This is a genomic window from Flavobacterium sp. RSP46, from assembly GCF_003984825.1.
Lineage (GTDB): Bacteria > Bacteroidota > Bacteroidia > Flavobacteriales > Flavobacteriaceae > Flavobacterium.
Window position 1 is genome coordinate 68182 of the sequence record NZ_RYDM01000001.1, and the last position, 21345, is coordinate 89526.

At 35.9% G+C, this 21345-nt stretch carries 22 protein-coding genes; 10 read left to right on the forward strand and 12 right to left on the reverse strand.

From position 1 onward, the window contains the following. Position 1: 1 nt before the first annotated feature. The 8 genes from hemB to hemA all read right to left on the reverse strand — a co-directional run bounded on the left by hemB (position 2) and on the right by hemA (position 8093). Positions 2 to 994, reverse strand: coding sequence for a porphobilinogen synthase (hemB, locus tag EKM01_RS00280; protein ID WP_126563551.1), 993 nt, complete (start codon positions 992 to 994; stop codon positions 2 to 4). Between the two features lie 80 nt (positions 995 to 1074). Beyond that, on the reverse strand, positions 1075 to 1977 hold the full coding sequence (gene hemF / locus EKM01_RS00285) for an oxygen-dependent coproporphyrinogen oxidase (protein WP_126766147.1): 903 nt from the start codon (positions 1975 to 1977) through the stop codon (positions 1075 to 1077). Continuing rightward, positions 1974 to 2504, reverse strand: a complete 531-nt coding sequence (locus tag EKM01_RS00290) for a GNAT family N-acetyltransferase (protein WP_126452238.1) — start codon at positions 2502 to 2504, stop codon at positions 1974 to 1976. The genes hemF and EKM01_RS00290 overlap by 4 nt, the downstream gene beginning before the upstream one ends. 72 nt (positions 2505 to 2576) lie before the next feature. Then, entirely contained in the window at positions 2577 to 4016 is a 1440-nt protein-coding gene (locus EKM01_RS00295; RefSeq protein ID WP_126766151.1) for a hypothetical protein, read from the reverse strand. 97 nt (positions 4017 to 4113) lie between these two features. Beyond that, the gene (hemE, locus tag EKM01_RS00300; RefSeq protein WP_126452242.1) at positions 4114 to 5139 is read right to left on the reverse strand and encodes a uroporphyrinogen decarboxylase; all 1026 of its coding nucleotides are present in this window, start codon (positions 5137 to 5139) and stop codon (positions 4114 to 4116) included. A 22-nt stretch (positions 5140 to 5161) separates the two neighbouring features. Next, entirely contained in the window at positions 5162 to 5845 is a 684-nt protein-coding gene (locus tag EKM01_RS00305; protein ID WP_126457723.1) for a uroporphyrinogen-III synthase, read from the reverse strand. Next, positions 5845 to 6765, reverse strand: a complete 921-nt coding sequence (gene hemC, locus EKM01_RS00310) for a hydroxymethylbilane synthase (protein ID WP_126766155.1) — start codon at positions 6763 to 6765, stop codon at positions 5845 to 5847. Before hemC ends, EKM01_RS00305 begins: the two co-directional genes overlap by 1 nt. A gap of 71 nt (positions 6766 to 6836) precedes the next feature. Continuing rightward, positions 6837 to 8093, reverse strand: coding sequence for a glutamyl-tRNA reductase (hemA, locus tag EKM01_RS00315; protein WP_126452248.1), 1257 nt, complete (start codon positions 8091 to 8093; stop codon positions 6837 to 6839). Between the two features lie 228 nt (positions 8094 to 8321). Between hemA and EKM01_RS00320 the strand changes: the two genes are divergently transcribed. From EKM01_RS00320 to EKM01_RS00350, 7 genes are all read left to right on the forward strand, one after another. Beyond that, complete coding sequence (locus tag EKM01_RS00320; protein ID WP_126457725.1) at positions 8322 to 9197, forward strand: AraC family transcriptional regulator; 876 nt, start codon at positions 8322 to 8324, stop codon at positions 9195 to 9197. Between the two features lie 99 nt (positions 9198 to 9296). Next, positions 9297 to 10352, forward strand: a complete 1056-nt coding sequence (hemH, locus tag EKM01_RS00325) for a ferrochelatase (protein ID WP_126457726.1) — start codon at positions 9297 to 9299, stop codon at positions 10350 to 10352. After that, a complete protein-coding gene (locus EKM01_RS00330) occupies positions 10353 to 11708 on the forward strand; it encodes an MATE family efflux transporter (RefSeq protein ID WP_126552799.1) in 1356 nt (451 codons plus the stop codon). Beyond that, a complete protein-coding gene (locus EKM01_RS00335; protein WP_126457728.1) occupies positions 11695 to 12249 on the forward strand; it encodes a CopD family protein in 555 nt (184 codons plus the stop codon). The genes EKM01_RS00330 and EKM01_RS00335 overlap by 14 nt, the downstream gene beginning before the upstream one ends. 2 nt (positions 12250 to 12251) lie before the next feature. Further along, the gene (locus tag EKM01_RS00340; RefSeq protein ID WP_370274107.1) at positions 12252 to 13724 is read left to right on the forward strand and encodes a PAS domain-containing sensor histidine kinase; all 1473 of its coding nucleotides are present in this window, start codon (positions 12252 to 12254) and stop codon (positions 13722 to 13724) included. Positions 13725 to 13734: 10 nt separating this feature from the next. Continuing rightward, positions 13735 to 14517, forward strand: coding sequence for an enoyl-CoA hydratase/isomerase family protein (locus tag EKM01_RS00345; protein ID WP_126457729.1), 783 nt, complete (start codon positions 13735 to 13737; stop codon positions 14515 to 14517). Between the two features lie 146 nt (positions 14518 to 14663). Further along, on the forward strand, positions 14664 to 15068 hold the full coding sequence (locus EKM01_RS00350; RefSeq protein WP_126766159.1) for a hypothetical protein: 405 nt from the start codon (positions 14664 to 14666) through the stop codon (positions 15066 to 15068). 219 nt (positions 15069 to 15287) lie between these two features. Here the strand turns inward: EKM01_RS00350 and EKM01_RS00355 are convergent, their stop codons facing one another. The 3 genes from EKM01_RS00355 to EKM01_RS00365 form a co-directional block, all read right to left on the reverse strand. Beyond that, positions 15288 to 15941 (reverse strand): HD domain-containing protein, encoded by a 654-nt coding sequence (locus tag EKM01_RS00355; RefSeq protein ID WP_126515313.1) that lies wholly within the window; start codon positions 15939 to 15941, stop codon positions 15288 to 15290. Between the two features lie 91 nt (positions 15942 to 16032). Continuing rightward, positions 16033 to 17022, reverse strand: a complete 990-nt coding sequence (locus tag EKM01_RS00360) for an acyl-ACP desaturase (RefSeq protein WP_126457732.1) — start codon at positions 17020 to 17022, stop codon at positions 16033 to 16035. A 10-nt stretch (positions 17023 to 17032) separates the two neighbouring features. Beyond that, complete coding sequence (locus EKM01_RS00365) at positions 17033 to 17767, reverse strand: 1-acyl-sn-glycerol-3-phosphate acyltransferase (RefSeq protein WP_126457733.1); 735 nt, start codon at positions 17765 to 17767, stop codon at positions 17033 to 17035. 127 nt (positions 17768 to 17894) lie between these two features. Between EKM01_RS00365 and rnpA the strand changes: the two genes are divergently transcribed. The 3 genes from rnpA to EKM01_RS00380 all read left to right on the forward strand — a co-directional run bounded on the left by rnpA (position 17895) and on the right by EKM01_RS00380 (position 20872). Next, positions 17895 to 18329 carry a ribonuclease P protein component gene (gene rnpA / locus EKM01_RS00370; RefSeq protein ID WP_126457734.1) on the forward strand — a complete coding sequence of 145 codons (435 nt, stop codon included), beginning with the start codon at positions 17895 to 17897 and terminating at the stop codon, positions 18327 to 18329. A 108-nt stretch (positions 18330 to 18437) separates the two neighbouring features. Then, entirely contained in the window at positions 18438 to 20069 is a 1632-nt protein-coding gene (locus EKM01_RS00375) for a S41 family peptidase (protein ID WP_126766163.1), read from the forward strand. Continuing rightward, positions 20066 to 20872 (forward strand): OmpA family protein, encoded by an 807-nt coding sequence (locus EKM01_RS00380; protein WP_126552803.1) that lies wholly within the window; start codon positions 20066 to 20068, stop codon positions 20870 to 20872. Before EKM01_RS00375 ends, EKM01_RS00380 begins: the two co-directional genes overlap by 4 nt. Here the strand turns inward: EKM01_RS00380 and EKM01_RS00385 are convergent. After that, complete coding sequence (locus EKM01_RS00385) at positions 20861 to 21316, reverse strand: GNAT family N-acetyltransferase (protein ID WP_126457737.1); 456 nt, start codon at positions 21314 to 21316, stop codon at positions 20861 to 20863. The two genes, EKM01_RS00380 and EKM01_RS00385, sit on opposite strands and share 12 nt — an antisense overlap. Between the last annotated feature and the right edge of the window lie 29 nt (positions 21317 to 21345).

A 21345-nucleotide genomic window follows, 5' to 3' on the forward strand; every position in this document is an offset into this window, starting at 1 on the left:
TCTATTTGTTAAGAAGTATTGCAGCCTCTTTCGCAAAATAGGTCGAAATCAAACTGGCTCCCGCTCGTTTGATACACATTAATTGCTCCATCATAATTTTATCGTGATCGAGCCAACCTCTTTCGGCAGCGGCTTTGATCATTGCATATTCACCCGAAACGTGGTAGACTGTTACCGGCACATTTACCGCATTTTTAACTTCGCGAACGATATCTAAATACGCAATTCCCGGTTTTACCATCACCATATCAGCACCTTCCTCTACGTCCCACAAGGCTTCTTTTATGGCTTCAATGCGATTGGCATAATCCATTTGGTATGTTTTTTTATCTTTTGGAATTTCAGTGGCGTCAACAGGAGCGCTGTCTAACGCGTCACGGAACGGCCCGTAAAATGCCGACGCGTATTTAGCCGAATAACTCATGATGCCTACGTTATGAAAACCGGCAGTATCCAGACCCTCGCGCAAACGCAATACACGTCCGTCCATCATGTCCGATGGCGCTACAAAATCGGCTCCGGCCTGCGCATGAGAAACAGCCATTTTTACCAAAGCATCATTCGTCGAATCGTTTTCTATATCACCTTTTGCAATGATTCCGTCATGTCCATAAATAGAATAAGGATCCAAAGCCACATCAGGCATTACAATCATTTCCGGACAAGCAGCTTTGATGGCACGTATGGCATTTTGCATCAATCCGTTTGGATTCCACGCTTCCAGTCCCGTATTGTCTTTTAAATTTTCACTTACTTTTACATAAATATTTACTGCACGAATGCCCAATGCAAATATTTCTTTGACTTCTTCTACAGTTAAATCTATCGAACGACGGAATATACCCGGCATGGAAGAAATTTCTACTTGTACATTTTCGCCTTCAGCTATAAACATAGGAAACATAAAATCCGATGGACTTAAACTCGTTTCACGAACTAAACTCCTTATGGATTCGTTTGTTCTTAATCTTCTGCCTCTGTGTAATGGGAACATATATTTTCGTTTAAAGTTTCAGGTTTAAAAGTTTAAAGTTAAACCCATTTAAAATTTAAAATTCAGAATTTAAAATAAATCTAAAGCCAATCTCTTGGGTTTTCTAATACGTGAACTAATTTTTCTTCTTCGCTTCCCGCTTCCGGATGATGATCGTACACCCATTGTACATTTGGTGGCAAACTCATCAGGATACTTTCGATTCTTCCGTTGGTTTTTAGTCCAAATAAAGTGCCTTTGTCATGAACCAAATTAAACTCGACATAACGACCGCGGCGTATTTCTTGCCACGTTCTATTTTCTGGCGTATAGGGTAAATCTTTTCTTTTTTCTACAATTGGAACATAGGCTTCGAGGAAACTATTGCCGACTTCTGAAACGTAATTGAACCAATCTTGCATACTCATCTCTGGAGTTACTTTGCAATAATCGAAAAACAAGCCGCCAATTCCTCGTGCTTCATTGCGATGCGCATTCCAGAAATAGGCATCACATTGTTTCTTATATTTTGGATAAAACTCCGGATTGTGTTTGTCGCAAGCAGTTTTACAGGTTTGATGAAAATGAATTGCATCTTCTTCAAACAGATAATAGGGTGTTAAATCTTGTCCGCCACCAAACCATTGCTGAATTACATTTCCGTTATCATCGTACATTTCGAAATAGCGCCAGTTGGCATGAACCGTAGGAACCATTGGATTTTTTGGATGCATTACCAAACTTAATCCACAGGCAAAAAAATCAGCTTCGCCCACATTAAACATTTTTTGCATGGCTTCGGGTAACTTCCCGTGAACTGCCGAAATATTCACGCCACCTTTTTCGAAAACTTTTCCGTTTTCGATCACGCGGGTTCTTCCTCCTCCTCCTTCCGGCCGTTCCCAAAGGTCTTCACGGAATTTGGCTTGACCTTCAACCGCTTCAAGTCCTGCGACGATGGTGTCTTGAAGGTTTTGTATGTAGGTGTAGAATTGTTCTTTCATCTTGTTAGTTCATATAATTCCATATCTAACGGGAGTCCATTTGTTGGAGTAAACTCATTCTTTAATGTTTCGCTCCATACAAATCCGCATTTTTGAGCTACTTTAACACTTCCAAGGTTCGTTTTATGAGAAATAATATGAAGAGTTTTTAACTCTAATTCATCAAAAGAATACTTTGAAATTCCTTTTACAGCAAATGACACCATGCCTCTTCCTTCATATTCTGAACCAATACAATATGCTAACTCTGCTATTCTTTTCTCCCAATCAATTTTTTTAATAATAATTAATCCTGCAATATTTTGAGAATCTTTCTCTCGAATTGCTAAAGTGAAATTTGATTTTTCCTGAATCTCTTTTTCCTTTATTGAAATATATTCTTTTGTCTTTTCAATACTTGAATTACTTGAAAGTGTAAGTGGGAAAAATAGGAGTAATCTTTGATAATTGTCAATCATAAATTGATACAACTGATTTGCATCTGTTAGTTTTAATTTGTCTATGGTGAAGTTTTCTGTTATATGCATTCGTTTTATTTTTTCTTTCCTGAAAGGTTTTTTTAACCTTGTAGGTATTCTTTATTTTGTTATCTGCCTTTATTATTTAATAGTTAAATCTTTCGCACTTCTTTTCAGCCTTCCCATTCCTGTTCGACTTAAGTTGCATTCTTTTCTTATTACTCTTAAATTAGCTTTATCTTTATGATAATTGATGAATTCAGTAGTTAAGTCTTGATTTTTAAATACAATAAAATTATTCTCTCCAAGTGTGTATTCAACTGTTTCTAGGTCGATATTTTTCACTTCTTTAAACCTATCAAGTATTACAGAGAAAGTATTCGGCTGTCTATGGTCAACCGCTAAATCTTCCCATTTTGACAATTCATTTGTTTCTTGACATTTTACATATCCTTTTACGGAATTGGCATTGAAAAAATCTTGTTTTACTAAAAGCATATCTTTTTGAATAGCATTTCTACAAGCTTTGTAAAACAAAGTTTCTGGATTATATTTTGTCTTGTTTAAAATCATTAAATATGAAATGTAATGGCTTGACAAATCATCATAAAATATTTCAAAACATTTTGTGCCATATTGAACTTGGCTAACTTTAATATCAGTTATTTCTATTTCCTTTTCAAAATACTCATCAAAACTTGCTCTTTCATCTAAAATTATATTTTCTCTAACTTCGTCAGAATCGACGTCCCTTAAATGATTTATAGTTTTAAACTTTTCTATTATTTCATCAAAGACAATTTTATTGAAATCAAATAATTCTTCGTTTTCTTCTATAGAAAATTGTTCTATACAATTAGAACTATTCAAATTAGCAGAACCTTGAATAAGGTATTTTCTTCCTCCATTATCATCACTTTGAATTAATACTATCTTTGATTGATTATTGCAAACGGATAATTGAAACTTTTTTTCTACATCTAAAGTTTCATAAATATATTCTATGAGGTTATCTCTTTCATAAGTAAAAAAACGGTCGGATACAATTAAATTTAATTTTTCAATGAACCCCTCTTCCAATAAACTATAAAGGCTGTCAACATTATGTTGAGACATAGATGAAGTAGAAATAGTTAACTCTTTAGCTTTCATATTCCTACACACCAAAAAAGTTTCGATAAAGTCTCCAAAAACAAAGTCTCCATCGATAATACAAAAATACCTTTCATTTTTAAAAATCTGTATATCTCTACTTAATTGTTCAACATTTTCATAGTTAATGATTTTAGTTTTACTTGTCGGACACTTAATATATCTTTTATCTTCATTTTCTAAAACTGCTATTTGATAATTAGAAAAATGATTTTTATCAAAAGTAAAAGTTTCTTTTATATTAGTAGTTTCTGAATCTGTTTCTGAATTATTATCATCCTCCAATAAAAACAAATCAACTATATCGTTGAAATCCTCCTCATTCAAAGATTGTCCAAAGTCATAAGAATTTAAAATCGTTCGATAATGACTAATTGCATCTTTTTTGAATTGGTATGTTTTATCTCCAATAATTAAGGGCTTTCTCATCTTCCACGTTTTTTAAAATTTCATATAATTAAACACCCCTACAAGGTTAAAAAAACCTTGCAGTAAAGACTGCAAACTGAACACTAATTACTGTATACTATTTCCCGTACTCCTTCACCGCATCAATAAACGCTTTCGCGTGATCCACAGGAATATTTGGTAAAATTCCGTGACCTAAATTCACGATGTATTTGTCTTTTCCGAATTCGTCAATCATTTCATGTACCATTTTCTTGATAACCGGAATTGGAGATAACAATCTGGAAGGATCAAAATTTCCTTGTAATGTGATGTTTCCGCCAGACAAGTATCTTGCATTTCTTGGAGAACACGTCCAATCTACACCAAGTGCCGAAGCCCTACTTTTTCCCATTTCATTCAATGCAAACCAACATCCTTTTCCGAAAACAATAACCGGTGCATCATCAGCCAAAGCTTCAATGATTTGATTGATATATTTCCAAGAGAATTCCTGATAATCAACTGGCGATAACATTCCGCCCCAAGAGTCAAAAATTTGAACAGCATCCACTCCTGATTTCACTTTTTCTTTCAAATATAAGATCGTGGTATCAGTGATTTTTTGCAATAAAACATGAGCAGCTTCTGGATGTTCGAAACAAAATCCTTTGGCCATATCAAAGCTTTTAGAACCTTTCCCTTCCACCGCGTAACACATAATTGTCCAAGGTGAACCTGCAAAACCAATTAATGGCACCTCATCATTCAACATTTCTTTGGTCAATTTAATAGCATCAAAAACGTACCCTAATGTTTCATGTACATCTGGAACAATTACTTTCTCCACATCTTGAATCGTACGAATTGGATTTGGTAAAAATGGACCGAAATTTTCTTTCATCAACACTTCAATTCCCATGGCTTGCGGAATTACCAAGATATCTGAAAACAAAATGGCAGCATCCGGAGCAATTCTGCGAATCGGCATCATCGTTATTTCGGCTGCTAATTCCGGAGTCTGACAACGGGTAAAAAAATCATATTTATCACGCAATGCGATAAATTCCGGCAAAAACCGTCCGGCTTGACGCATCATCCAAACTGGCGGACGTTGTACTGTTTCTCCTTTTAGTGCTCTTAAAAATAGGTCGTTTTTGATCATGTATTTAAATTTTAGCGGATTGCTAGATGCTTTCCGGTGTATAATATTCAATAACTTCCAAAATCACGGCTTCGATAGTTGGTGTTTCGGGAATTACTATGTTTTTAATTTTCTTTGTTTCTAATGCTGCTGCTGTAGTAGTGCCTACGCAAAAACAAACTTCATTCTTGATTTTATTATTTGTCAAATAACTTTCAACGGCAGATGGGCTAAAAAACAGAATTCCGTCAAAATTTTCTTGGTCTGATATTTTAAAAGGCGCTAGTGTTGTTTGATACACTTCGATTTCATTAAAAATTATTCCGGCACTTTTTAATGCTTCAGGCAACGTTTCTTTACGCAAATTTCCGCTCAAAAAAGTATAGCTTTCTTTATTGTAAATTAAAGTGATTATTTCGGCTAATTCAGAGGCATAATCCAAATACACATCAACTGTAAAGCCATGCAATTCCAGTAATTCTTTGGTTTTGATCCCTACACAAAAAACAGGTTTAGTCTTTAAAACTTCCCAACCGTTTTGTTCTATCAAACTTAAAACAGCATTTTGGCTGCTAAAAATTAAGTTGTTGTTGATGGTACTGAGTTCGAAAAGGTTGTTTTTTATTTCGATGAAATCTTGTTCCAAAAGATCAAAATTAGCATCAATAAATACTTGCCTTTGTTCTGCCGATAATGTTTTGGTGGATAAAATGCTTGTTTGGCTCATTATTTCTTCAAATTAATTTTAATTGCTGTCATCAATTCTGCTCCGCCATTTTCTAAAATTTCTTTGGCACAATAAAAGCCTAATTTCTTCCATTCCTGCATCGGAACGATTTTTTCTATTTCGATTTTTTGTTTCCCATCAATTGAAAACAAAACGCCTTTGAATACTATTTCCTCTTCTGTAAATACTGCCAAAGCGCCAATTGGTGCCGTACAACCGCCTTCGAGTGTTTTCAGAAACTGTCTTTCAATGTGTGTACATACCTCGGCATCAATATCATTTAACTCAGAAACGGCCTCTCTGCAAAATTCATCTTTTGCCATCGCAACAACCACCATTGCGCCTTGAGCTGGCGCCGGAATCATCCAATCCAAGTCGATATAATTAGAAGGTTTCAAGTTGATTCTTTCCAAACCTGCTGCCGCAAAAACGGCTCCGTTCCAATCGCTTTCCTGCAATTTCTGCATTCTCGTATTGACGTTTCCACGTAAATCAACTACTTTATGGTTGGGGTATTTATTGAGCCATTGTGCCTGACGACGCAAACTGCCTGTGGCAATTGTTCCTGCTCCATTACGAAAATCAAGGGTTCCTTTGTGCACTAGGATATCTAACGTATTGGCTCTTTCCAAAACTGCCGCCTGTACAATTCCTATTGGCAAAGCCGTAGGAACATCTTTCATGGAATGCACTGCAATATCAACCTGACCGTTGATCATGGCAATATCAAGTGTTTTAGTAAAAATGCCTGTGATTCCTAATTCGTAAAGTGGTTTGTCAAGGATAATATCTCCTTGCGATTTTACCGCTATAATTTCGGTTTTATAGCCTAAATCATTTAGTTTTTTTTCGACGGTATGGGCTTGCCATAGTGCGAGTTCACTGCCTCGGGTTCCTATGCGTATTGTTTTGTTTGCCATTTTTATTTTTTCAAACCAAGAGGAATTAAAGGTTTATTTTAATGAAATTTAATTCCTTAATGGTGTAAATTTTATTTTGTAGTCGCTCCTATTTTGAAAACTTTCTCAATCCAATCGATGCTTTCATCCACCATCGTATCATCATCTTTCAAATGGTTGGCAAAATGTGTAGTTATTTTTTGGATAATTCTGTTGCTGATAATCTCTGCTTGTTCTTCGTTGAAATTTGAAATTTTCTTGCTTTGAAAATCCAATTCGGATGTTTTTATCGCATTCAATTTTGCTTTCAAAGCATTGATAGTAGGGGCAAATTTTCTGCCTTTGGTCCACGTAGTAAATTCTTCTTTGATTTCTTCAATGATGGCTTCAGCAGCGGGAATGTGTTTTTTTCTATTTTCTAAAGTTTCATCTGTTAATTGTGACAAATAATCCATGTGAATCAGCGTAACACCTTCTAATTCCTCGACATTTTCATTTACATTTTTAGGAATTGATAGATCCAAAATCAATATTGGTTTTTTCAAATTCAGAATCGCTTTGTCAATAGTAGGATTCTGTGCGCCGGTAGCTACCACAACAACATCTGCTTTTTGTAGTTCCAAATGCAGTTCCGAATAATCTTTCACAATTAGATTCAGTTTTCCGGCTAGTTTCTCTGCTTTTTCTTTGGTTCTGTTGATAAGTGTAATGTGTTCGTTTTTAGTATGTTTTACTAAATTTTCACACGTATTTCTACCAATTTTTCCAGTACCAAACAATAGAATATTTTTGTTCCCAATGTCTTGCACATTGTTAATAATATAACGAACCGCAGCAAAAGAAACCGAAGTAGCTCCAGAACTAATTTCGGTATCGGTTTTTATTTTTTTACTGGCTTGAATCACCGCATTCACCAATCGTTCCATAAAAGCATTGGCTAAGCCCAATGATTTTGATTGTGAAAATGAGTTTCTTATTTGGGCAATAATTTCAAAATCACCCAGAATCTGACTGTCTAAACCCGTTCCCACACGAAACATGTGGCTGACGGCTTCTTGATTTTTATAGACAAAACCCACTTTTTGAAAAGCTTCAACTGAGCCTTGACTGTTCTCGCAGATTAATTTGATCAATTGAAACGGATGTTCCGCATAACCGTAAATCTCTGTACGGTTGCAGGTAGAAGTAACTATTAAACTCTCTATTCCTTCATTCTTAGCTTGTTCCAATACCCGCGTTTTTGCTGCGGCATCTAAACTAAACTTTCCTCTAATCTCAGCATCTGCTTTTTTATAGCTTAATCCTACGGAGTAAAAATAATGATGCTTTGATGTGTTATTGTTTTCCATATTTGCACTTTTCCTAAAAGTGAGGCAAAATTATCACTATAGTATTTATAAAAGTAACGCTAGAAGTTCTTTTTGTATCGCTCAGTGATTTTTTAATTCCAAATGGTCAGAATACTGCAAAAAAGGCTACTTTTGTAATGAATTCAAGTTGTTTGAATTGCTTTATTTAAAGTGGTTCTAAATAAAATAACTTGATGAATATCATTTTCATTTAAAAAAAATATCGCTATGGGTTCTCAGGAAATTATAAAAATTGAGGATGATTTCACACTCATTCGCTTTCAGAATGACAGCAACGATTCTTTTAATGCGCAACGGGAAGTGGGCAGCGGTTTGATTCAGTTTCATTTTGGAATCAAAGGAAAAGCGAAATTCATTTTCAACCAAGGCAATTATGCTTTGGAACTGAAAGAGGAAAAATCATTGTTGCTGTACAACCCACAAAAAGAACTGCCTTTAAATCTGGAGTTAGCACCTAATTCTTGGGTAATCTCTGTGATTATTTCTATCAAAAAATTCCATGCTTTATTTTCGACCGAAGCCGATTATATTACTTTTTTAAGCGCAGATAATAAGGACAAAAAATATTATAACGAAGGTAATATCAGTCCCTCGATGGCGATTGTTTTATCGCAATTGTTTCATTATAACTTGCATCCCTCCATAAAAAACTTGTATTACAAAGGCAAAGGATACGAATTATTGAGTTTGTATTTCAATAGAACTGAAGATCCAAACGCAGAACAATGTCCGTTTCTAATTGATGAGGACAATGTCATGAAAATTAAAAAAGCCAAAGAAATCATCATAGCCAATATGGCTGAACCACCCGGATTACAGGAATTGGCGGATGAAATAGGGCTGAATCTAAAGAAACTAAAAATGGGTTTCAAACAAATTTATGGCGATACCGTTTATGGTTTTCTGTTTGACTACAAAATGGATTTTGCTCGAAAATTACTCGATAGCGGCTCCTATAATGTAAACGAAGTAGGATTGAAAATTGGCTACAGCACCGGAAGCCATTTCATAGCGGCATTTAAGAAAAAATTTGCCACTACGCCCAAAAAATACTTGATGTCGATCAATCCAAATATGTCATAAACAATTGATTTCATATATTAAACAATAAATAAAAAATAGTTAATCGCAATTTATAAAAAAGTAAGTTTATTTACTTTTGTACCAACAAAAAAAGATAACATGAAAGGTGTATTATTAGTTAATTTAGGTTCTCCGGAAAGTCCAACTCCAAAGGATGTAAAATCGTATTTAGATGAATTTTTAATGGACAAATACGTAATTGACGTTCCGTTTTTGTTACGAGCATTATTAGTTCGTGGTATAATTTTGCAAACAAGACCTAAAAAATCTGCTGCCGCTTACGCAAAAATATGGTGGGACGAAGGGTCTCCTCTGGTGGTTATTTCCAAAAGAATGCACGAAAAAGTACAAAAATTAGTTGATGTACCCGTTTCCCTAGCAATGCGTTACGGAAATCCATCCTTATTGTCCGGCTTACAAGAGTTACATGATAAAGGCGTGACCGAGGTGTTGTTTTTTCCTTTGTACCCGCAACATGCAATGGCATCTACCACCACAATAATAGAACTGGCCGAAGAGTACCGTAAAAAGTATTTTCCGGGTATGAAATTCACGATAGTTCCTGCGTTTTACAACAAACCAGATTATCTCAAAAACTTGGCTGATTCCATTAAAGGTCATCTAGAAGGTTTTGACTATGATCATTTATTATTCTCCTACCATGGAATTCCGGAGCGTCATATTCGCAAAACGGATATCACAAAATCACATTGTAAAATTGACGGTTCATGCTGCAACACCCCGTCGCCGGCACATGAGTTTTGTTACCGCCATCAATGTTATGAAACGACCAAACAAGTTGTAAAATTGCTGGGAATTCCAGAAGGAAAATACAGCCAGACTTTTCAATCGCGCTTAGCCGGAGACAAATGGTTGACACCATATACAGACGTTGAAGTAAACAAAATGCCCGAGAAAGGAATCAAAAACCTGGCTGTTGTAACGCCTGCTTTTGTATCGGATTGCTTGGAAACTTTGGAAGAAATTGCCATGGAAGCCAATCATGAATTTAAGGCTCACGGAGGAGAAAATTTTAAAGCAATTCCTTGTTTAAATGATGGTGACGACTGGTGTAAAACCGTAAGTAATTGGATTTCAAGCTGGTCCAATGCTTCATCATCACTTAAACTTGACTCCGAAAAAATTAACGCTTAAATGACTGTTACCGCCGATGAACTAGGAACACAAGACATTAAAAAACTCTTGATAAAACAGGCAGTTCCGTCTTCTATTGGGATTTTATTCATGTCGGTTAATATCTTGATTGATACCATATTTGTTGGACAATGGATTGGTTCTTTGGCCATTGCTGCGGTAACCGTAGTTCTGCCCATCACCTTTTTGATTTCTTCTCTGGGAATGGCGATTGGTGTGGGCGGAGGATCTGTACTTTCCAGAGCATTGGGAGCCAGTCACAAGGAAAAAGCACTTCAAACATTTGGCAACCAAATCATGATGACTTTTTTATTGGCTTCTGTTTTTGTGGTATTTGGTCTTTTTTTTAGTGACGAAATGCTAATGCTTTTTGGCGCGAAAGGAGCCATAATGGAACCCGCAAAAGAATTTTTTATCCCCATAATTATAAGCGTTCCGTTTTTGGCACTTTGCATGATGGGAAACAACGTGATTCGCGCCGAAGGCAAGGCCAAGTTTGCGATGGTCTCCATGATTATTCCTGCATTTGTCAATATTGCATTGGATATTATTTTTATCAAATACTTAGATTTAGGTATGTTTGGCGCTGCTTTGGCTACTGCCATATCCTATTTTACCTGTTTCTTGTTTGTACTTTGGTTTTTTGTTTTCAAAAGTGAACTTCAACTGAAAATGAAGCATTTTAAATTTAAAATGCCCATTGTCAAAGAAATCGCTGAGTTGAGTTTTGTGACTTTTTCAAGACAAGGAGTTGTGAGCATTTTAGCCATCATCCTGAATCATACTTTATATACGTATGGCGGCGAACATTCTGTTGCTATTTATGGAATTATCAGTCGAATGCTGATGTTTTCCTTGTTTCCTATCCTGGGAATTACGCAAGGATTTCTGCCAATTGCCGGTTTCAATTACGGTGCAGGAAATTATGAAAGAGTGAAAGAAAGTGTGCAACTATCCATAAAATATGCCGCATTTCTCGCCTCGCTTATTTTTGTGGTTATTCTAATCTTTGCAAAGCCTATCGTTGCTATTTTTACTACAGACCCACTCGTGATTGACCAAACTCCGGAAGCGTTGCGTTGGGTTTTTGCGGCTTCGCCAATTATTGCTGTACAGCTCATTGGTGCGGCTTATTTTCAAGCTGCAGGAAAGGCAAAAAAAGCACTGCTTTTGACGTTAAGTAAACAAGGATTTTTCCTGATTCCGTTAGTGCTCATTCTACCAAATTTTTTAGGTATTTTTGGAGTGTGGTTTGCATTCCCAATTGCAGATATCTTATCAACAATACTAACTGGCTATTTTCTAAAAAAAGAAATGAATACAAAACTGATTCAAACTAACGATGGAATACTATAATTACCTTAAATCTTTGCACCTCATCTTTGTAATCACATGGTTTGTAGGTCTATTTAATATTGTTCGACTATTTGTTTACCAAATAGAAGCGGCAGATAAACCCTCGCCTGAAAAAGAAATTTTACAAAAACAATTTAAAATAATGACCTACCGCATGTGGTACATTATCACTTGGCCTTCTGCTATTTTAGCGAGTATTTTTGCTTTTTGGATGTTGTTTTTTACTGATTTAGGCAATGCTTGGTTAAAAATGCCCTGGATGCATGTAAAACTTGGCTTTGTATTTGTGTTGTATTTATACCATGCAAAATGCCACCAAATATTCAAGCAATTGCAAAATAATCAAGTCAACTACACCTCTAATTTCATGCGTTTATGGAACGAAGGTGCGACAATAATCCTTTTTGCAGTCGTTTTTTTAGTTATTTTAAAAAATGCTTTCAACTGGATTTATGGTGTAATAGGAATAATTTTGTTTTCTGTTTTAATCATGCTTGGGTTTAAATTTTATAAAAAAATAAGAGAAAGAAATCAATCTTAATTATGTTCAAAAGCTTCAAAATAGCAATGCTCTCGTTACGAATCAGAATCTTCCTTTCGATGATTGTGTTGATATTAATAGCGTCTGTTTTATTAGCTTCTATATCCATCATTCAATTTAAAAACGAAGCCAAAGAGTACCACCAAGAACGCTTAGAACGCAATGAGAATTCTGTAAAAGAGCACATCAATTATGTACTCTCTACCACTACATATCCTTTAAATTCTGCCAATTTAAGTTTGATTTTTAAAGATAAAATCCATGAATTAGCCCACATTCATAATGCGGAAATAAACATCTATGGTCTGGACGGAAAATTACTAAAGTCTTCTAAAGAGTCTTTTTCTGTGGATATAGTGGCGCCTCCTATTCCAAAATACATTTTAAAACTAGTTCGTTCTTCTATCGAAAAAAGATACGTTGATATTAAAACTATAGATGGCAAAAAGAACCGTTCCGCTTTCAGCCAAATCAAAGATCATAAATTCAAACCACTGGGGATATTGAACTTACCTTATGTAGAAGATGATGGATATTATGAAAACGAATTAAAAAGTTTCCTAATTCGTCTGGGACAGGTGTATGCTTTTATGCTTATTATTGCTTTTGCTGTCGCTTATTTCCTTTCCTCTTACATTACAAAATCATTAAAAACAATATCAGATAAGTTAAGTGGAACGAGTTTAAATCAAAAAAATGAAAAAATTGTTCTGGAAGCAAACAGTAAGGAAATCAACTTATTGATCAATGCCTACAACGGAATGGTGGACAAACTGGAGAAAAGCGCCATTAAACTGGCCCAAAGCGAACGAGAAGAAGCGTGGCGCGAAATGGCCAAACAGGTCGCCCATGAAATCAAAAATCCGCTTACGCCAATGCGATTAACGGTACAGAGTTTTCAACGAAAATTTGATCCAAACGATGCCAATGTAAAACAAAAAATGAACGATTACTCCGAAACTTTAATTCAACAAATTGACACCATGAGTGCCGTTGCCTCTGCGTTTTCAAATTTTGCATCAATGCCGGCGCAGCAAAACGAAACCTTGAATGTTGTTGCCGTAGTAGAACTTGCGATGGACATTTTCAATGAAGACTACATTGAATTTCAAAGCGATTCTCCTGAAATTATTTCGAAAATTGACCGTACCCAACTGATCCGGATTATCACGAACCTGGCTAAAAATGCTATTCAGTCTATTCCGGAACAACAAGAAAAAAAATCAGTAGTTCTCCGTATCCATAAAGCAGCAAACAACGTATTAATTACTGTTACCGATAATGGAATTGGGATTCAACTCAAAGATATTGACCGTATATTCGAACCAAAATTTACCACTAAAAGTAGCGGAATGGGTCTTGGTCTTGGAATTATAAAAAACATTATCGAAAATTATAAAGGAACGATTACCTTTGAAACTGAATATGGAAAAGGAACTACTTTTACGGTTTCGCTTCCAATAATTAACACCTAAAAATACAATTATGAACTACGAAAATCTTTTAATTGCAACCGAAAATAACATTGCAACGATTACCATTAATCGTGCTACAAAACTAAATGCGTTGAATGTTGCCACGATTTCTGATTTGAATAAAGCTTTCAAAACATTAGGGAAAAATGATGAAATTCGTGTTATTATTTTAACGGGAAGCGGTGAAAAAGCTTTTGTGGCGGGAGCGGATATCTCTGAATTTGCTGCTTTTTCAGTTGAAGAAGGAACGCAATTGGCCGCTGAAGGACAAGAAAAATTATTTGATTTCATAGAAAATTTAAAAAAACCCGTAATCGCAGCCGTTAATGGTTTTGCATTGGGCGGCGGATTAGAATTAGCCATGGCGTGTCATTTCAGAGTAGCTTCAGAAAATGCAAAAATGGGATTACCTGAAGTTTCGCTGGGTGTAATTCCGGGTTACGGAGGAACGCAACGTTTGCCACAATTGATAGGAAAAGGACGCGCAATGGAAATGATTATGACCGCAGGAATGGTAACAGCGCAAGATGCTTACAGAACGGGACTGGTGAATCACGTAGTCCCTGAAGCTGAACTTTTAGATTACTGTGTGAGTGTAGCCCATAAAATAATCAAGAACTCTCCTTATGCTATCGGCAAAGCCATAAAAGCGGTCAATGCTAATTTTAAAGAAGGAAAAAATGGCTATGAAACCGAAATAAAAGCTTTTGGAAAATGTTTTGGAACCGAAGATTTTAAAGAAGGAACAGCTGCATTTTTAGAGAAAAGAAAAGCAGTGTTTACGGGGAAATAATAACAAAAGAGAACCACGTTGGTTCTCTTTTTAGTTTATAAATGATGTTCCTTTAAAATAATCTTTGCTCAAAAAACAGATTATCTGCTTGACAAGACTTAATTTTGCAATCCTCTTTCGGAATATAACCATCTAAAATTAAACCAATGTCCTTCCAACCTGTATTTGCACTTTTCTGGGAAAATGTAAAAGAAAGCATCCAAAATGGCACTTACGCCAAACTAACACTTGCCAAAACCATTGGTGACACCGAACTGAAAAATATCTACGTTCGTCCCGTTTTGTCAGAAAGTGACGTGTTCAGCCTTTCCGTTACGGCGCGTTATAAAACCGAAGAAATAGAAAGTTTTCATACAATTGACGAAGCTTTTATGGTATTAGCGCCTTTTATGAACAATCCATTTTTAACTGCCTTACTGTTTACAACGGAGAACGACATCACTTTTAAACTCAATAAAAAAAGAGTAGGAACTATTATTGAGCAAGCGCCCACTTTTAAAAATGCTTCGGATGTGATCTTGGAAATGAAAGCAAAAGGGATTTCGATTTAAGATTTTTGATTAATCCCGATAGCTATCGGGACTGATTTTTGATTTAAAAAACCAGCAATCCAAAAAATATCTGAAATTTAAAAATAGTGGTTAGGGACCATAATTTAGTAATCAGTTCATGGCTTGGGTGTAAAGCAAGACTGAAATCGATCTTTTTTAATTAAAGTTGCAGTATTTGGACGTCAACAAACTGAATACTAAAAACTGAACACTGTTTACTTACTTCTCCCCTTCCCATTCCGCATAAAACTGCGCTAGAAATCCTTCCATATACTGGTGTCTTTCTTGTGCAATTTGTTTTCCCGTCTCGGTATTCATCTTATCTTTCAAAAGCAATAATTTTTCGTAAAAATGATTGAGCGTTGGAGAATCGTTCTTCTTGTATTCTTCCTTGGTCATGTTGAAATTTGGAGCAATTTTAGGGTCGTAGATCGCTCTGTTTTTAAATCCGCCATAATTGAATGTTCTGGCAATTCCAATGGCGCCAATCGCATCTAATCGGTCCGCATCCTGAACCACATCTAATTCTATTGAGGAGAATTTCTTTTCGAAATTACCGCCTTTGTATGAGATGTTTTCAATGATCTTGACCACATGTATAATGGTATCTGCGTCAACATTTTCTGATTCTAAAAATGATCTCGCTAGTTTTGGCCCTACAGTTTCGTCACCGTCATGAAACTTACTATCGGCAATATCATGCAGCAAAGCACCCAATTGAACCACCGTGGGATCACAAGCTTCTTTTCTAGCAATCAAAACGGAATTTTTAAACACTCTTTCAATATGAAACCAATCGTGTCCGCCTTCGGCATTTTTTAGTTTTTCCTTTACAAAAAGAATCGTTTTTCGAATTAAATCTGCATTTATCATTCTTTATATACTTTTAAAAAAAAAGTTGAATTTCAAAGTTCTGTAACTTCAAAATTCAACTTTTTTATTCTTTATTTTTGCATTCAAAAAGCTATCGTACTAAAGCGGGTTCTACCCATTTGAAAATATGGGATTCTTTCGGAATGACCAATCGCTCAGAAATTCGTGCCATTCTTCCGGGTAATTTCATCAAATAATCCCGGGCTTTTTCTGCTTCATCAGTTAAGCCTGTAATTTTATCAATTTCCCATTTGTCAATTAATTTTTGCATAATGTCTACATAATCCGCTGCAGTGTACACCCCGATTCGTTGTGCCGAATCCGAAAACTGTTCGAAAGCAGTACTTATTTTTTCACCGGATTCTCTTAAGAAATGTGCTGGCATAACGATTTTTGCTTTCATCATATATTGAAACGCAAGCATCATTTCGCTAGGATCCACCTGAAAAATACGAGTTACAAACTCACTGTAAGCATGATGATGGCGCATCTCGTCACCCGCAATCATTTTGCACATTTTAGACAATTTGTTATCCCCATATTTCTTAGCCATTTGCGCTACTCGGTTATGGGAAACATAGGTTGCCAACTCTTGAAAACTAGTATAAACAAAGTTTTTATAAGGGTCTCTTCCGGTTCCTATGTCAAAACCATCGTTGATGAGGTGTTGGGTAGTCATTTCTACTTCACGCATATTCACGCGACCTGATAAATACAGATATTTGTTGAGCATGTCGCCATGACGATTTTCCTCTCCAGTCCATTGTCGGATCCATTTGGACCAACCGTTTCGTTCTACATTATCTATTCCGTCTACGTCCATTAACCAAGATTCGTAGGTCGGTAAGGCTTCTTCAGTAATCGTGTCACCTACTAAAGTTACCCAAAAATCATAGGGTAATTCTTTTGCAATTTCACGCAATTCTTTGACCTCATCAAAAAAAGTATCACTTTGAGAATTAGGCAAAAAATCCGTTGGTTGCCATATTTTTTCTACTGGTATCAGATACTGATCGACAAAGCTATCTACGTTTTTTTCCAAAAACTGCATTACTTCTAATCGAATGTTTTTTATTGACATTATATATAAATTAAATTTTTATTCCTTGAACAACTGCTTTTTCTGTTTTTTCGATCAAATCAGAAAAATTATAATCTTTAACCGCTAATGGCTTATGAACTACAAAGGTAAGGCGATTTCCTAAACCTAAAGGGAAAAATCCATATTTAACAATTATCCAAGAATTGTTTATGCTTATCGGAACTACATAAGCCGAAGGCGCGTATTTGCATAAAATTTTGAATCCGCTTTGCGCAAATTCCTTTGGCTTCCCAGTCTTGCTTCGTGTTCCTTCCGGAAAAATAACTGCGCAACGATTGTGTTTTTCAATATATTCAGACAAATTTTTGATCGCAGGAATGGCTTGCTTGGGATCTCTACGATCAATAAGAGCAGAACCGCCATGTCGTAAATTAAACGACACACTGGGAATCCCACTTCCCAATTCTTTTTTACTGACAAATTTACAATGAAATCGGCGAAAAAACCAAATCATAGCAATAATATCGTACATACTTTGATGATTGGACACGAAAATTAACGGAACATTTTTTGGGATGCTTTCCACATTTTCAAACCGGTACGATGTTCCTAACAGTCTTGTGCACAAAATCAGAAAAAAATTTAAATAATCGACACTTATTTTATGGGCTTGATACCCAAAAACGTGAAAGCAAACCCATTGAATTGGGTGAAAAATAACCAAGGTAAGACCAAAACATAAATAATAGATTACGGATATGGGATACGAAATTAGTTTTTCCATGCTTTAAAAATTTGCCGTAAAAGTAAGAAATATATTTTTAGCCCGATTTTAAATCCCAAACAATATATGGACTCAACCTTTAATCGTAACTTTGCCAGTCAAAATCCATGTCCTTTTTTCTATTAAAATGAATTTTACTTACTCAAAAAACGAAAAACTAAAAAGCAAGACCACTATTGGATTATTGTTTACCGAAGGGAAATCAGTATCAAAATATCCGTTGCGATTGGTGTATAAAGCCAGCTCTTTTGGCGATCCCGAATCCCGAAACTTCGGGACGGGAGAAAAAATAAAAATGGGAGTTTCGGTTTCCAAAAAGAATTTCAAGAAAGCCGTAGACCGCAATTATTTCAAACGCGTGCTGCGCGAAACCTACCGGCTGAACAAACACCTTTTGATTGACCATCTGGACCAACCCTATTCCTTTATGTTTTTTTATCAAACTAAAGACAGATTGACGTACGCCGAAATTAATACCAAAACCATTCAATTGTTTGAGAAATTTGTTGCTCAAAACATTAAAAAACCAGTATCCGAAAGCGATTCTATTTCTGAAATATAAACAATTCACCTATCCCAATTAAACAAAATCGCCTTTAGATTCAGTCCTGCATCATTATTTCGTGATTTATTGTTATTTTAGTGGTCTCAAATTTAGTTAATTAAACCTATGAGCTTCCTCAAAAAAAAATTCTTAATTCCCCTTGTCGCTTCGGTATTTCTGTTTATTGGAACCAGCTTCAAAGATGATTTTTTTGAAATCGCCAAGCAAATCGAGATATTCACGACCCTTTTCAAGGAATTAAACCGAAATTATGTCGATGAAACGAATCCTGGAGAATTAATGGACAAGGCCATCAAAGGAATGCTGGTTAATTTAGACCCATACACCGTATATTTCAACGAGCAGGATGTAGTGCGATTCAAGATAAACAACACTGGAGAATATACCGGAATAGGCGCTTTACTGACTCGAAAAGAAGATAAATTGATCGTTAAAGAGCCCTATAAAAATTTTCCCGCCGACAAAGCTGGCCTGAAAGCCGGTGACGAAATTATTCAAGTGGGAGATGTCCTTTTGTCTGATTTTAAAGACGAGGCCTCTCAGCTTTTCAAAGGCACCAAAAACACCAAAATAGACCTCAAATACATCCGACAAGGAAAAGTACAAAGTACCCAGATTATCCTGGACGAAGTCGAAATCAAATCGGTGCCCTTTTTTGCAAAAATAGACGACAAGACCGGCTATATCGTATTATCGCATTTTAATAAAAAAGCGTCCTTGGAAACCAAAGAAGCCTTAGAACAACTCAAAAAAGAAGGTGCCGAACGCATTATACTGGATGTCCGAGACAATCCGGGCGGACTCTTGAATGAAGCCGTGAATATTTGTAATTTATTTGTTCCAAAAAACGAAATTATTGTTACTACAAAATCAAAAATAGAGCAACACAACAGCACATATAAAACAACTAAAGACCCTGTAGATACTGACATTCCTTTGATAATACTTGTTAACGGTCACAGCGCTTCAGCATCCGAAATCGTGGCTGGCGCACTTCAAGATTTAGATCGTGCTGTAGTGGTGGGTAGCCGCAGTTTTGGGAAAGGACTCGTGCAAAGACCGGTAGATTTAACGTATGGTACACAACTAAAAGTAACCATTTCCCGTTATTACACGCCATCCGGAAGATGCATTCAAGCTTTAGATTATTCACGAAAAAACAAAAACGGAATGGTTCTAAAAACAGAGGAGAAAAACTATAATGCCTTTAAAACCAGAAAAGGCAGAACCGTTTATGACGGCGGAGGAATTCAGCCGGATGTAGAACTGGAAGAAACTAAATTAAGTCCGATAGCAAATGCTTTGCTTCACAACGACGGGATTTTTAACTATGCCACGACGTATTATTATAAAAATCCAAATTTAGGAAATCGCATTCCTGTTATTTCTGATGTGGAGTATTTAGAGTTCAAACAGTTCCTAAAAACACAAAAATTCTCCTTTGACACGGAAACGGAATTGGCCTTGAAAAACACTTTGGCTATGGCCAAAAAAGAAAAACTAGAGGAATCTATTCTGGTAGAATATCAACAATTAAGTGTTGCGCTTCAAAAAAGTAAAAATGCCTTATTGGACAAAAACCAAAAAGAAATCAAAAACCTGATGGTCGATGAAATCATTAAACGCTATCAATATCAGGAAGGGCTGTATCAGTATTACATCAAAAATAATTCTGAAATCAAACGGGCCATTACTATTTTGAATTCCAATATGGAGTATCAGTCTATCTTAAAATGAAAAAATCGTTCTCCATAGTGCTATTACTTTTTTCGAGCTACGTATCAGCTCAGTGGCAACCTATAGAAACGGTTTATTTTGAATTTGACAAATTCACACTTTATAACGACCAAATACAAACGATAGTCGATTTTATAAAAAACACAGATACCTCAAAAGTAGAATCGATACAAATTTATGGGTATTGTGATGACCGGGGTGCTAACGATTATAATTATGAATTATCAAAAAACAGAGTAATTACGGTACAAAATATACTTATCCAAAATGGTTTCAGTAAAAACAAAATTGTCATTATTGAAGGCAAAGGCCGCGTGATTCTGAAAAAAGATATGATAGAAAACCTATCCGAAACCCGTTCTAAAAACAGGCGAGTCGACTTGTTTCTTGTCAAGAAAAACAGTTTTGGAAACGGCATTTACAATTCGTTTCAGAAGAAGCATAAAGTAGGCGACCGTATTTATCTGGAAAATATCCTTTTTCCACTTGGCAGCAGCACATTAACGGAGAAATCTAAGAAAGAATTAGACAAGATTGTGGTTCTTTTGCAGCAACAAAAAACGTTGGAATTCGAAATCAGAGGCCACGTTTGTTGCACGCCCAGTTATTACCTGGATGCCATAGATAAGGGAACCCGAGAACGCAAGCTTTCCTTGAACCGTGCAAAAAACGTCTATAAATACTTGATAAATAAAGGCGTAAACAGCCTTAGGATGCATTATATAGGAAGCGGAAACAAATTTCCCTTAGGTCAAGGAGAAGCATTAGACCGCAGAGTTGAGTTTCTGATCCTAAAAATTTAGTTCCCCACTTTTCATCTCAATATGCGGAATATCGTCTTCGAGATACATTTCACTGGTTTGCACAAAACCATGACTCTCATAGAATTTCTTTAGGTACAATTGCGCTCCAATAGTGATGTGGCTTTCGCCAAAATGATGCGCTATTCCTGCAATAGATTCCCGCATTAAGTCATGACCCCATTTTCTGTCGCGGTAATTTGAATCAACTGTTACTCGGCCAATTGAGGCATTGTCAAAACTGATTCCTGGTTTGAAAAGTCTGGAATGCGCTACAATTTTACCTTCAAATTCCCCAATAAGATGCAGAGCTAGTTTGTCCTTTCCATCTAGATCGAGATATACACAGTTTTGCTCCACCACGAAAATCTCGCTTCTCAATCTCAGCAGATCGTATAACTCATCCACAGAAAGTTCCTTAAACGACTTTATACTCCATTTTAACATTTTATTTTTTTTAGTTTTTATTAGACTGC

Coding starts and splice junctions, on each gene's coding strand:
- EKM01_RS00350 (WP_126766159.1), top strand. CDS start 14,664: ATGTCCTTCCAACCTGTATTTGCACTTTTCTGGGAAAATGTAAAAGAA.
- EKM01_RS00365 (WP_126457733.1), bottom strand. CDS start 17,767: ATGGAAAAACTAATTTCGTATCCCATATCCGTAATCTATTATTTATGT.
- EKM01_RS00360 (WP_126457732.1), bottom strand. CDS start 17,022: ATGTCAATAAAAAACATTCGATTAGAAGTAATGCAGTTTTTGGAAAAA.
- EKM01_RS00335 (WP_126457728.1), top strand. CDS start 11,695: ATGGAATACTATAATTACCTTAAATCTTTGCACCTCATCTTTGTAATC.
- EKM01_RS00340 (WP_370274107.1), top strand. CDS start 12,252: ATGTTCAAAAGCTTCAAAATAGCAATGCTCTCGTTACGAATCAGAATC.
- EKM01_RS00290 (WP_126452238.1), bottom strand. CDS start 2,504: ATGCATATAACAGAAAACTTCACCATAGACAAATTAAAACTAACAGAT.
- hemB (WP_126563551.1), bottom strand. CDS start 994: ATGTTCCCATTACACAGAGGCAGAAGATTAAGAACAAACGAATCCATA.
- EKM01_RS00355 (WP_126515313.1), bottom strand. CDS start 15,941: ATGATAAATGCAGATTTAATTCGAAAAACGATTCTTTTTGTAAAGGAA.
- EKM01_RS00345 (WP_126457729.1), top strand. CDS start 13,735: ATGAACTACGAAAATCTTTTAATTGCAACCGAAAATAACATTGCAACG.
- hemF (WP_126766147.1), bottom strand. CDS start 1,977: ATGAAAGAACAATTCTACACCTACATACAAAACCTTCAAGACACCATC.
- hemC (WP_126766155.1), bottom strand. CDS start 6,765: ATGGCAAACAAAACAATACGCATAGGAACCCGAGGCAGTGAACTCGCA.
- hemE (WP_126452242.1), bottom strand. CDS start 5,139: ATGATCAAAAACGACCTATTTTTAAGAGCACTAAAAGGAGAAACAGTA.
- EKM01_RS00295 (WP_126766151.1), bottom strand. CDS start 4,016: ATGAGAAAGCCCTTAATTATTGGAGATAAAACATACCAATTCAAAAAA.
- hemH (WP_126457726.1), top strand. CDS start 9,297: ATGAAAGGTGTATTATTAGTTAATTTAGGTTCTCCGGAAAGTCCAACT.
- hemA (WP_126452248.1), bottom strand. CDS start 8,093: ATGGAAAACAATAACACATCAAAGCATCATTATTTTTACTCCGTAGGA.
- EKM01_RS00305 (WP_126457723.1), bottom strand. CDS start 5,845: ATGAGCCAAACAAGCATTTTATCCACCAAAACATTATCGGCAGAACAA.
- EKM01_RS00375 (WP_126766163.1), top strand. CDS start 18,438: ATGAGCTTCCTCAAAAAAAAATTCTTAATTCCCCTTGTCGCTTCGGTA.
- EKM01_RS00385 (WP_126457737.1), bottom strand. CDS start 21,316: ATGTTAAAATGGAGTATAAAGTCGTTTAAGGAACTTTCTGTGGATGAG.
- EKM01_RS00380 (WP_126552803.1), top strand. CDS start 20,066: ATGAAAAAATCGTTCTCCATAGTGCTATTACTTTTTTCGAGCTACGTA.
- EKM01_RS00330 (WP_126552799.1), top strand. CDS start 10,353: ATGACTGTTACCGCCGATGAACTAGGAACACAAGACATTAAAAAACTC.
- rnpA (WP_126457734.1), top strand. CDS start 17,895: ATGAATTTTACTTACTCAAAAAACGAAAAACTAAAAAGCAAGACCACT.
- EKM01_RS00320 (WP_126457725.1), top strand. CDS start 8,322: ATGGGTTCTCAGGAAATTATAAAAATTGAGGATGATTTCACACTCATT.